Source organism: Nocardia coffeae (genome assembly GCF_019890715.1).
In the GTDB taxonomy this organism is placed as follows: domain Bacteria; phylum Actinomycetota; class Actinomycetes; order Mycobacteriales; family Mycobacteriaceae; genus Nocardia; species Nocardia jiangxiensis.
Window position 1 is genome coordinate 302,148 of sequence record NZ_JAINZY010000012.1, and the last position, 10,000, is coordinate 312,147.

Annotated in this window: 12 protein-coding genes; 7 read left to right on the forward strand and 5 right to left on the reverse strand. The window is 67.8% G+C overall.

Going from position 1 to position 10,000, the window contains the following annotated elements; translation table 11 throughout:
- Positions 1-14: 14 nt before the first annotated feature.
- Positions 15-971, reverse strand: a complete 957-nt coding sequence (locus K7711_RS35165) for a helix-turn-helix domain-containing protein (protein WP_222975006.1) — start codon at positions 969-971, stop codon at positions 15-17.
- Between the two features lie 86 nt (positions 972-1,057).
- Here K7711_RS35165 and K7711_RS35170 point away from each other — a divergent pair, with 86 nt between their 5' ends.
- Positions 1,058-1,222 (forward strand): hypothetical protein, encoded by a 165-nt coding sequence (locus K7711_RS35170; RefSeq protein WP_222975008.1) that lies wholly within the window; start codon positions 1,058-1,060, stop codon positions 1,220-1,222.
- Positions 1,223-1,236: 14 nt separating this feature from the next.
- Positions 1,237-1,407: a hypothetical protein gene (locus K7711_RS35175; protein WP_222975010.1), complete on the forward strand. Its 171-nt coding sequence runs from the start codon at positions 1,237-1,239 to the stop codon at positions 1,405-1,407.
- A gap of 89 nt (positions 1,408-1,496) precedes the next feature.
- On the opposite strand, the gene K7711_RS35180 is transcribed toward K7711_RS35175, so the two are convergent.
- A complete protein-coding gene (locus tag K7711_RS35180) occupies positions 1,497-2,156 on the reverse strand; it encodes a DUF3043 domain-containing protein (protein ID WP_222975012.1) in 660 nt (219 codons plus the stop codon).
- Positions 2,157-2,387: 231 nt separating this feature from the next.
- Here K7711_RS35180 and K7711_RS35185 point away from each other — a divergent pair, with 231 nt between their 5' ends.
- From K7711_RS35185 to K7711_RS35195, 3 genes are all read left to right on the forward strand, one after another.
- Positions 2,388-2,738 carry a HesB/IscA family protein gene (locus K7711_RS35185; protein WP_222975014.1) on the forward strand — a complete coding sequence of 117 codons (351 nt, stop codon included), beginning with the start codon at positions 2,388-2,390 and terminating at the stop codon, positions 2,736-2,738.
- 203 nt (positions 2,739-2,941) lie between these two features.
- Entirely contained in the window at positions 2,942-3,913 is a 972-nt protein-coding gene (locus tag K7711_RS35190; protein WP_222975016.1) for a carbohydrate kinase family protein, read from the forward strand.
- Positions 3,914-4,106: 193 nt separating this feature from the next.
- A complete protein-coding gene (locus tag K7711_RS35195) occupies positions 4,107-4,820 on the forward strand; it encodes an MBL fold metallo-hydrolase (protein WP_222975018.1) in 714 nt (237 codons plus the stop codon).
- Positions 4,821-4,844: 24 nt separating this feature from the next.
- Here K7711_RS35195 and K7711_RS35200 read toward each other — a convergent pair whose 3' ends face one another.
- Positions 4,845-5,945 (reverse strand): branched-chain amino acid aminotransferase, encoded by a 1,101-nt coding sequence (locus K7711_RS35200; protein WP_222975020.1) that lies wholly within the window; start codon positions 5,943-5,945, stop codon positions 4,845-4,847.
- A gap of 273 nt (positions 5,946-6,218) precedes the next feature.
- Positions 6,219-7,319 (reverse strand): glycine cleavage system aminomethyltransferase GcvT, encoded by a 1,101-nt coding sequence (gene gcvT / locus K7711_RS35205; protein ID WP_222975021.1) that lies wholly within the window; start codon positions 7,317-7,319, stop codon positions 6,219-6,221.
- A 171-nt stretch (positions 7,320-7,490) separates the two neighbouring features.
- On the opposite strand from gcvT, the gene K7711_RS35210 reads away from it, so the two are divergent.
- On the forward strand, positions 7,491-9,011 hold the full coding sequence (locus tag K7711_RS35210) for a leucyl aminopeptidase (RefSeq protein ID WP_222975023.1): 1,521 nt from the start codon (positions 7,491-7,493) through the stop codon (positions 9,009-9,011).
- 92 nt (positions 9,012-9,103) lie between these two features.
- Here K7711_RS35210 and K7711_RS35215 read toward each other — a convergent pair whose 3' ends face one another.
- Positions 9,104-9,466 carry an oxidoreductase gene (locus tag K7711_RS35215; RefSeq protein ID WP_222975025.1) on the reverse strand — a complete coding sequence of 121 codons (363 nt, stop codon included), beginning with the start codon at positions 9,464-9,466 and terminating at the stop codon, positions 9,104-9,106.
- A gap of 383 nt (positions 9,467-9,849) precedes the next feature.
- Between K7711_RS35215 and K7711_RS35220 the strand changes: the two genes are divergently transcribed.
- Positions 9,850-10,000: biotin/lipoyl-containing protein (locus K7711_RS35220; protein WP_308015095.1), on the forward strand; the 151-nt coding region annotated here is incomplete at its 3' end.

Genomic DNA, 10,000 nt, shown 5'->3' on the forward strand with positions numbered 1-10,000 from the left:
CCGCGGCGCGGAACTCAGGATCCGAAGCGACGACGATATTCGGTGGGCGCGATGCCGACCTGACGCTGGAAATGGTGTCGCAGCAGGGCTCCCGAGCCGAACCCGCACCGTCCGGCGATGGTCTCGAGATCCAGCGCGGTCTCCTCCAGCAGCTGCTTGGACAGCAGAATGCGTTGCGAGGTCAGCCATTTCACCGGCGTCGTCCCGGCCTCGGCGGCGAAGCGGCGAGCGAAGGTGCGCGTGGACATGGCCGAGCGAGAGGCCAGATCCTCCACGCTGTGCGGCAGTTCGAGATGTTCGTTCATCCAGCGCATCGTCTCCCCCAGACTGTCCGAATCACAGTCGGGGACGGGACGTTCGATGAACTGTCGCTGCCCGCCGTCCCGCTGCGGCGGCACCACCATCCGGCGGGCGATCTTGTTGGCCACCGCACTGCCCAGCTCGCGGCGGACCAGATGCAGACAGGCATCGATTCCGGCCGCGGTGCCCGCACTGGTGATCACCGCGCCCTCATCGACGAACAGCACGTCCGGATCGACCGTGGCCTCGGGGTACATCTCGGCCAGGCGATCCACATATCGCCAGTGGGTGGTGCAGGTCCGCCCGTCCAGCAGTCCGGCGGCACCGGCCAGGAATGCGCCGGAACACACCGTCAGCACGATCGCCCCGGCCGCGGCCGCATCGCGAACCGCCTGCACCACAACGGGATCGAAATCCTCCCCGGAGCCGAACGGAAAAGCCGGAACGGCGACCAGGTCCGCCCCCCGCAACTCGTCCAGGTCGTACTGCGGGGTGACGGTGATCCCGGGCGTACTCGACTTCAGCGGATGCCCGGCCTGCGCACCGCACACCCGGAAGTCGAACAGGGGTAGTCCGTCGTCGCGGCGGTCCAGCCCGAAAACCTCACAGACGACCCCGAATTCGAACATTGCCAGATGTTCGTTGAGCACGACGGCGACCTTGGACAGCACCCCACCAGTGTACTTGGCCGAATATTGTTGAAGTATGTCGTTACCGCCACTGTTGGCGGCAAGTGCATGAGCGCAAAATTACTGCCATGCTCATTTTCACGCTGTTGCTCCTGGTCATCGCCGCACTGACGGCCTACCTCCACTACCGGACCGGCGCACACCCCACCGGATCATCGAATGTCGTCGACCGCGACGCGGACCGGATGGATCACGAACTTCGCGCCATCCTCGGCATCCGCGAAACCCGCTGAAAGCCGTGCACACCATGACCATCCGCGCTCGACTGCACCGAACCTGGACCATCGTCGGCGAACTGACCAGCAGACTCTGCACATTCGTCCCGCAACCCCCGCAGGGCACCGGAATCCAGCCCTCGGACACCGCGCGTTTCGGCATCCTGCTCAACACGTCCCACGGCATGCGCGAACACGGCTGAGCACGTTCGCAATTCGTACTCGCTCAGTGCGATCGGCCGCAGGTCACCAGGCTTCGGACCAGCAACGATCCGTTCGGACTCGAATCCGATCAGACGCTGTCGCCGGGGTTGACCCGCGGCTTGGGCATCCGCATCCGGCGAATCTGCGAGGCCCGCACGAATGCGTACCAACCCAGCTGCATCGATGAATTGGTGCTGGCGGGGAAACGCTCACGCACCCGGCGGTTGATGATGCGGCCGAGAACCACACCCTCGCCGGCCATGAACACCATCATCACCAGCATGGCCAGCGTGACGTAGATCTGCACCGCCGGATTCAGGAACATCGCCACGATCAGCAGCAGTGCCAGCGGCATGAACAGACCCACCAGATTGCGGCGGGCGTCGACCAGATCGCGCACGTAGGCGCGGACCGGGCCGCGATCACGCGGCGGCAGGTACGCATCCTCCCCGGCGGCCATGCGGGCGCGCCGGTCGGCGGCGGCGGCACGACGTTCGGCCGAGGCGGTCTTTCGGTCGGCCTTCGTGCCGCGCGTGGCCTTGCGCCTGGCCCGCGCTTCCTTCTGGGTCATGGGCGCGGGGGCCACCGGCCCCCTGCGCTTACCCTCGGCATCGCGTCGTTTGGGGGTCGGACGCCCCTTACCTGCGGTGGCCGTGACGGGCGCGGTCGAGTCACCGGTCTCGGCGGCCGGGGCGTCCTCGGCGAGGTCGTTACTGCCGGCTGCATCGCCGCGGCGGAGGAACTTCACGCCGACCAGGCTATTGGATGGAGTATCGCCCAGGAAATGCGGTACGCCCAGATTGTTGTGTCACAACTCATACCACACCGTTCAGCCCCCGGTAACCCGGCGTTTCCGGGGTGCGCGGACACCCGAGCCGCGACGGAGTGGCAAGATTGGAATAGACACCCACGAGGTTGACGTTGACCGCTTACGAGCCGTGCGCTGTTACGGGTTGAACACAGGTCCCTAGGAGAGTTCATGACTGTGCAGAACGAGACCACCACACACGGTGTGACACTGACCGATGCCGCCGCGTCCAAGGCCAAGACGCTGCTCGATCAGGAGGGTCGCGACGATCTGTCGCTGCGCATCGCCGTTCAGCCCGGTGGCTGTGCGGGCCTGCGCTACCAGCTCTTCTTCGACGACCGCGCCCTGGACGGCGACCTGGTCGTCGAGTTCGGCGGCGTGAAGCTGGCCGTGGATCGGATGAGCGCCCCTTACGTCGAGGGCGCCTCGATCGACTTCGTCGACACCATCGAGAAGCAGGGTTTCACCATCGACAACCCGAACGCCACCGGCTCCTGCGCCTGCGGCGACAGCTTCAACTGACATCTGCCCCTCGGCGCGGAACTCATCCGGGTTCCGCGCTGCATTCGTTTCGGCGCGTGCGGGAGCCGGCGGCGATCACACCTGGTGACCGCGACCGGCTCGGCCGCACGCGCCGGTGTCATGTCGTTCGGCCTTACCATCCGTGATCCGTACGCGGTACGGTGAAGATCGATCTCGCCTCGACAGTGAAGGACCAGGTTTTCGTGACCATCGCAGTGTCCGCATCCATCGCGACAGACCATCTGATGCGTTTCCCGGGAAAGTTCTCCGATGTGCTGCTCGCCGATCAGCTGCAGCACGTATCGCTGAGTTTCCTCGTCGACGATCTGGTCATCCGCCGCGGCGGCGTCGCCGGGAACATCGCCTACGCGATGGGCCTGCTGCGCCGCGACCCGCTGCTCGTCGGCTCGGTCGGCGCGGACTTCGGTGAATACCGGAACTGGTTGGAGGGCAACGGCGTCGACTGCTCGGGCGTACGGATCTCGCAGACCGCCCACACCGCGCGCTTCGTCTGCACCACCGACGAGACCATGGCCCAGATCGCCTCGTTCTACCCGGGCGCGATGAGCGAGGCTCGCGACATCTCGATCGCCGACATCGCCGCGAATCACACCCTTGAACTGGTCCTGGTCGGCGCCAACGATCCCGACGCGATGGTCCGCCACACCCGGCAGTGCCGCGAACTGGGCATCGCCTTCGCCGCGGACCCCTCCCAGCAACTCGCCCGGCTCGACGGCGAGCAGGCACTGGACCTGATCGACAGTGCCGCATACCTTTTCACCAACGAGTACGAGTGGGGCCTGCTGCTGCAGAAGACGGGCCTGACCCCCGAGGAGATCAGCCGCCGCGTCGGCATCCGGGTCACCACCCTCGGCGCGAAGGGTGTGGTGATCGTCGATCCCGACGGGGTCGAGGTGAATGTCGAAGTGGTGCCGGAACTTTCGAAGGTCGATCCGACCGGCGTCGGCGATGCCTTCCGGGCCGGATTCCTCACCGGCCACACCGCCGGCCTGAGCCTCGAGCGCGCCGCGCAGCTGGGATCGTTGATCGCCGTGCTGGTGCTGGAGACGGTCGGCACCCAGGAGTGGACCCTCGATCGCGAGCAGGCGCTCGAGCGGATCGGCGCGGCCTACGGCAGCGCGGCGGCCACCGACATCGCCGCCGTCCTGAACTGAACCGCATCCCGGCCTCGAGCGGAAGTCGTTCCGCCCCAAGGTGAATCGCACACACCGTGGACCGCGTCGCCAACTTCTCGCGACGAATCCGGCCCACGGTGTGTCCTGCACTGTCTGCGGACCGGCAGCACGGTGATCGTTCACAATACGGCCGGATGCGTGGAGTTCGCCGACTGGCAATAGGGTGGTTCGTATGGGATCCGACCGTTTGTACTTCCGTCAGCTACTCGCCGGACGCGATTGGGCTGTGGGCGATCCGATCGCCACTCAGATGCGAAATTTCGCGTATCTGATCGGCGATCGTGAGACCGGCGACTGCGTGGTCGTGGATCCCGCGTATGCGGCGGGCGATCTGGTGGATATCGCCGAGAGCGACGGACTGCGGCTGAGCGGGGTGCTGGCCACCCATCACCATCCCGATCACGTGGGCGGCACGATGATGGGATTCACCCTGCGCGGGGTGCGCGACCTGCTGGAGCGGGTGCAGGTCCCGGTGCACGTGCATCAGGAGGAACTGCCGTGGGTGGCCAATGTCACGGAGATCGCGCCCAGCGAACTGACCGGACACGAGCACGGCGACAAGGTCGCCGTCGGCGGATTCGACATCGAACTGCTGCACACCCCCGGACACACACCCGGCAGCATGTGCTTCCTGTTCGAGGACCGGCTGGTCGCGGGCGACACGCTGTTCGTGGAGGGCTGCGGGCGCACCGATTTCCCCGGCGGGGATTCGGAGTCGATGTTCCGCAGCCTGCGCCACCTGGCGGAGTTATCCGGCGACCCGGTCGTGTATCCCGGGCACTGGTACTCCCAGGAGCCCAGTGCGGCACTGTCCGAGGTCCGCGAGAAGAACTACGTCATGCGCCCGCAGACCCTCGAACAGTGGCAGATGTTGATGCCGGGCTGAACGGCCCCGGCCGCGCGGCCTCGATCAGGCCAGTGCGCGCATCCAACCGTGGATGTCGGCGAAGGTTCCGCGCTGGATGCCGGTGAGCGTGTCGCGCAGCGCCATGGTGACCTCGCCGGGTTCCCCATCGCCGATGGTGAACTCACCGTCGGCCGAGCGGACCGAGGCGACCGGGATGACCACGGCCGCGGTTCCGCAGCCGAACACCTCGGTGATCTCCCCGGACTCGGCGCCCTTGCGCCATTCCTCGACCGAGACCCGCCGCTGCTCCACCTCGTACCCGGCATCCGCGGCCAAGGTCAGCAGCGAGTCACGGGTGATGCCCGGCAGCAGCGAACCGGACAGTTCCGGCGTCACCAGCCGCGCCTGCGAACCCGAGCCGAAGACGAAGAACAGGTTGTTGGTGCCCATCTCCTCGACGTAGCGGTGGTCGCACGCGTCGAGCCAGACCACCTGGTCACAGCCCTGTTCACTGGCCTGCTTCTGCGCAAGCAGCGAGGCCGCGTAGTTACCGGCCACCTTCGCCTCGCCGGTACCGCCGGGGGCGGCCCGCACATATTCGGTGGACAGCCACACCCGCACCGGCTTCAGGCCGCGCGGGAAGTAGGCGCCCGCAGGCGATCCCAGCAGCAGGTACTTGTAGGCCCCGGCCGGCTTGACGCCCAGCCCCGACTCCGTCGCGAACAGGAACGGCCGCAGGTACAGCGCATCCTCGCCACCGGCGGCGGGCACCCAGTCCGCGTCGACCTCGAGCAGCTGGCGCACCGATTCGATGAACAGCTCCTCGGGCAGTTCGGCCATCGCCATGCGTCGCGAGGACCGTTGGAAGCGTGCGGCATTCGCGTCGATGCGGAACGTCGCGATGCTGCCGTCGCCCTGGCGATAGGCCTTGAGTCCCTCGAAGATCGCCTGCCCGTAGTGGAACACCATCGTCGCCGGATCCATCGACAGCGGCGCGTACGGCTCGACCCGCGCATCGGCCCACTGGCCGTCGGCGTAATCGATCGACACCATGTGATCGGTGAAATAGCGCCCGAATCCGGGTGCCGCCAAGATCTCCTGCCGTCGCTGCGCCGAGGTGGGCGCGGGATGCGGAATACGGGTGAACTGTGCGGCAGCGGTCATGATTCGATCCTAGCTGCAAGGTAATCCGTATCATTCGGCCGACCATTGGGTACTCTGTTCAGCTTCGTGCCCCGCGGGAACCCACCGGGCACAATGTCCAACGCGCCCAACCGGTGTCAGCCGAGCGGCCGGGTCACCGCACGGCGGCCGGAACATCCGCGTGTGTCGCGAGGAACGTCGTCGATCGGCTCGGCCACGGCCCCGGGGTCACGCGAGCGAAACACTCGATGCCGGGCCGTGCGGGGCGCGCGACCCATGCGGTATCAGACCTGGTCAGGACGTGTGCGGGGTGACGAAGGGGGGCCGGACGACGGCCACCTTCAGGCGACGGCCACGTACATCGACCTCGACCTCGTCGCCGGGCTCGAGGGCCGCGTCCGTATCGAGCAGCGCCAGTGCGATACCGATCTTGCGGGTGGGCGAGAAGGTGCCGGAGGTGGTTTCGCCGATCACCTCGTCGCCGCGCAGTACGGACTGGCCCTGCCGCAGCACGCCTCGGTCGAGTGCCTCCAGCCCCAACAGGATTCGGCGCGGGCCGGCCGACTTCTCCTGTTCCAGTGCGGATTTGCCCCAGAACTCCGGCTTCTTCCAGCCCACGGCCCATCCGGCGCGCGCCTGCACCGGCGAAATGTCCAGTGCCAGTTCATGTCCGTGCAGCGGGTACCCCATCTCGGTGCGCAGCGTGTCGCGCGCGCCCAGGCCCGCGGGCTCGCCCCCGGCCGCGCGCACCTGCACTACGAGTTCGCGGAACAGCGCCTCGGCGTCGTCCCAGCGCGGCAGCAGTTCGTACCCGTGCTCGCCGGTGTAGCCGGTGCGGCAGACCCGGACCTGGCGGCCGTCCCATTCCGCGTCGGCATAGGCCATGTACTCCATCTCGGTCGGCAGCCCGAGCGCGGTCAGCACCCGCGCCGATTCGGGCCCCTGAACCGCGAACACGGCATAGCCGCGATGCTCGTCGGTGATCGTGACGCCCTCGGGTGCGGCCGCGCGCAACGCGGCGACCACCGCGGCGGTGTTGGCCGCATTGGGCACCAGGAAGATCTCGTCGTCGGCGACGTAATAGGCGATCAGATCGTCGATCACCCCGCCCTCGGGCGTACAGCACAGCGTGTACTGTGCCTTGCCCGGCCGGATCCGCCGCAGATCGTTGGTCAGCGCCGAATTCACGAACTCCGCCGCCCCCGGCCCCGACACGGTGGCCTTGCCGAGGTGACTCACATCGAAGACGCCGACCGCCGTGCGGACCGCCGTGTGCTCGGCCACCGTCCCGGCATAGGACACCGGCATCTCCCAGCCGCCGAAGGGCGCGAAATTCGCCCCCAGTTCGACGTGCACGTCGTGGATCGGCCCTCGCAGCAGGTTCGCGTCGTTCACCGGGCCAACCCTAGCGGCCGGATCCTCCCTCGTGTGCACTCGCCGAACAGCCGCACCCTGTCGCTGGATCCGCACCCCCTGCCGCACCTGTTTCGAGTGCGGGTTCATCTACAGGGTGCGGCCTGGCTCCGCTGCCGTGACAGCGCGTCGATGGCCAGTAGCCTGTTCCGCATGACAGCTGCTGCAGATCGCTCGCTCGGACCGGATGTGGATCTGGTCGATTCCCTCAGTCCCGATACCGATGTGCTGGTTCTCGGAGTAGTCGGCGGCGAGGACGGTCCGGCCCTCGCCGGGAGCGACGACGAGGTCGTCATCCGCGCGGTCGGCGCCGAGGCACTCGACGCGGTGCTGGCGAGCTTGCGCGCGGTCGGTGCCAAAGGCTCCGGCGAGGAACTGACACGTATCCCCGCTCCAGCGGGTCTGACCGGCGTCACGAGCGTGCTCGGGGTCGGCCTCGGCGCACCAGACGGCATCGATGCCGAACAGGTGCGCCGCTGCGCTGGCGTCGCGGCCCGCGCGCTGACCGGCGTGCGCCGGGCGGTCACCACCCTGTCCCGCCTGGAGCCCGGTCCGGGACCGGCCGCCGAGGGATTCTTCCTGGGCGCGTACACCTTCACCGCGTTCCGGTCCGAGAAGTCCGCACCCAAGCCGGACGAGGGCCCCCTCGGCCGGATCGAGCTGCTGGTCGCCGATCCGGCCGACACCGCCGCCGTCCGGCATGCGGTGCAGGTGGCCGAGGCGGTCGCCCTCGCCCGCGATTTCGTCAACACTCCGCCCAGCCACCTGTATCCGGCCGAATTCGCCGAGCGCGCGAAGACGCTCGCCGAACAGGCCGGTCTGCAGGTCGAGGTCCTCGACGAAAAGGCCCTCGCCGCAAACGGTTACGGCGGCATCATCGGCGTCGGCCAGGGCTCCTCGCGCCCGCCGCGGCTGATCCGGCTCACCTACGCGGGCGGTGCGAAGAAGGTCGCACTGGTCGGCAAGGGCATCACGTTCGACACCGGCGGCATCTCGATCAAACCCGCCGCCAACATGGAGAACATGACCTCCGATATGGGCGGCGCCGCGGCGGTCATCGCGGCCACGATCGCGGCCGCCAAGCTGGAACTGACCGTCACTGTGACAGCGACGGTCCCCATGGCGGAGAACATGCCCTCGGCCACCGCGCAGCGCCCCGGCGATGTGCTCACCCAGTACGGCGGCACCACGATCGAGGTGATCAACACCGACGCCGAGGGGCGCCTGATCCTCGCCGATGCGATCGTGCGGGCCTGCGAGGACGAGCCCGAATACCTGATCGATGTGGCCACCCTGACGGGTGCGCAACTCGTCGCGCTGGGCAGCCGCACCCCCGGGGTCATGGGCACCGAGGAGTTCCGCGACCGGGTCGCGCGCCTGTCCCAGGAAACCGGTGAGAACGGTTGGGCCATGCCGCTTCCCGCAGAACTGCGCGCGGATCTCAATTCCAAGATCGCGGATCTGGCCAACGTCTCCCCGCATCGTTTCGGCGGCATGCTGGTGGCCGGTCTGTACCTGAAGGAATTCGTCGCCGAGGGCGTGCAGTGGGCCCACCTCGACGTCGCCGGTCCGGCCTACAACACCGGTGGCCCCTTCGGCTACGTCCCCAAGGGCGGCACCGGCGTACCGGTCCGCACACTCGTCGCCGTACTCGGCGATATCGCGGCGGAGTAGCGGTGATGCCGGACGGTTCGCGCGCAGGCACGGCGTCGCGAACCGTCCGTCCGGGGGTGGGCCGACGGCACCTGGCGGACGGTGCCGTCGGGCTAGTCCTCGATTCCGCGCAGTTCCCGCTCGACGGCTCGCTTGCGTTCGATGCGGCGACGCGCGTCGAAGTCCCGCATGCGCTGCGGGTAGCCGGTGCGGCGCACGTCGTACACCGGAATGCCGAGACGACCGGACAAACGCTGCGCACCTCGCTCGCCCACCGTCCGGCGGGTCCATTCCCCGTCATGCGCCACGAGTACGACCGTGACATCGGTCACCGTCGTCTTCGGCTCCACGTACGCCTCGACGCCGACGTGCGAGCGCACCCACTCGTCCAAATACCGGGCATCGGTCGTGGCTCCCCCGCCTGCCGATGTCCGGACACGATCCACCGACTGGCGGAAACGATCCAGCAAACCCATCCCCCGCCGACCTCCTGTCCGGGATATCGGGTTCGAACGCACCCGATTCATCGATAGTGCCAGCCGTCGCGGCGACGCGCCGCAAGTGCCGGACGGCAGGGCGCGACCACCGGGCACGGGCCGCCCTGTGGTACACGCCGCGACGGCGAGTGCAAGGATGGACAGTCGGAACAAGAACCCCACACGGATCTCCGGTGCCACACAGAATGTTCGGTGGCGGTCGGCGGCCCGTGCGGTCAGGGCGCGGAGGCAGAGTTTCTCATCACTGCCGAGGGCCCGGCGCACCTGCCGAATAGACTCGGACATCCGCCGCGACCCGCGGCGGGCGCCCGCCGAGAGACAACTGTTGTAGACCCGTCGAGCAGTTATAGGAGTCAACGGACATGGCCTTCTCCGTCCAGATGCCGGCCCTTGGTGAGAGTGTCACCGAGGGAACCGTGACCAGGTGGCTGAAGCAGGAAGGAGACACGGTCGAGGTCGACGAGCCACTGCTCGAGGTGTCCACCGACAAGGTCGACACCGAGATCCCCTCGC

Coding starts and splice junctions, on each gene's coding strand:
- K7711_RS35200 (WP_222975020.1), bottom strand. CDS start 5,945: ATGACCGCTGCCGCACAGTTCACCCGTATTCCGCATCCCGCGCCCACC.
- K7711_RS35175 (WP_222975010.1), top strand. CDS start 1,237: ATGACCATCCGCGCTCGACTGCACCGAACCTGGACCATCGTCGGCGAA.
- K7711_RS35215 (WP_222975025.1), bottom strand. CDS start 9,466: ATGGGTTTGCTGGATCGTTTCCGCCAGTCGGTGGATCGTGTCCGGACA.
- K7711_RS35210 (WP_222975023.1), top strand. CDS start 7,491: ATGACAGCTGCTGCAGATCGCTCGCTCGGACCGGATGTGGATCTGGTC.
- K7711_RS35195 (WP_222975018.1), top strand. CDS start 4,107: ATGGGATCCGACCGTTTGTACTTCCGTCAGCTACTCGCCGGACGCGAT.
- K7711_RS35170 (WP_222975008.1), top strand. CDS start 1,058: ATGCTCATTTTCACGCTGTTGCTCCTGGTCATCGCCGCACTGACGGCC.
- K7711_RS35185 (WP_222975014.1), top strand. CDS start 2,388: ATGACTGTGCAGAACGAGACCACCACACACGGTGTGACACTGACCGAT.